This is a genomic window from Dialister sp. UBA1703 (genome assembly GCA_002320515.1).
Lineage (GTDB): Bacteria > Bacillota > Negativicutes > Veillonellales > Dialisteraceae > Dialister.
Window position 1 is genome coordinate 1 of record DCJJ01000016.1, and the last position, 759, is coordinate 759.

The 759-nt window shown below is 52.6% G+C and carries 1 protein-coding gene; it reads right to left on the reverse strand.

What is annotated here, in order from left to right:
• Positions 1 to 89 precede the first annotated feature (89 nt).
• Positions 90 to 542, reverse strand: a complete 453-nt coding sequence (locus B2Y11_RS00835) for a Fur family transcriptional regulator (protein ID WP_291054881.1) — start codon at positions 540 to 542, stop codon at positions 90 to 92.
• Positions 543 to 759: the final 217 nt, after the last annotated feature.

Consider the following 759-nt stretch of genomic DNA (forward strand, 5'->3'; position numbering starts at 1 on the left):
ATTCTTCACTTCGTTCAGAATGACGCCCCGGCAGGAAGGCTCCTCTGCGTCTGGCAGCGCAAATAAAAAGGAGCACCGAAGTGCTCCTTTCAGATTCCCATTTTTTCTTTATATGCCTTTGCCCGTCCGGAGGCACGGCATTCTTTGCAGTAGCCGTAGATTTCCACCTTGGGATCCGCCACTTCAAAGCCGTATTCTTCGTCCATGTGCCGGCGGTAGCCTTTTTCCAGTTCCACGTCCACCGGGAAGATACGGTGACAGGACAGGCAGATGGCATAGTGCACCGGCGTGGCGTGGGCGTACTCATAGCGGGTGAGGCCGTCGGACATGGTGGTGGTGCGGGAGAGAAGTCCCTTTTCCGCCAGGGCTTCGCAGTTCCTGTACACCGTGGACAGGCTGAGGCGGGTGTCTTTTCCCCGCACCGATTCATACACTTCTCCTGCAGTGAGGGGCAGGCTCTTTTCGAGGACTTTCAGAATCATAATCCTCGCCTTTGTCCTTTTCATATGTTTTTTTACCAGAATGTCTTCAAAGCTTGCCATGGGCCTCTCCTTATCGTCTATGGGAAGGACAGAGGAAACCGGGACTGCCCATGTCTCCTGTGCTCTTCCTTATTGCATAGTATACTATATATTTATATTATATGAAATTTTGTTCGTTCGGTCAAGGGTAAAGTCAGGTGATAATCGGCAGGCCGCTCTGCGGCAGGTTCAGAGGGAATGTGAAGCGCGCCTCACGGCGCAGGTTGTGTAGAAGGGT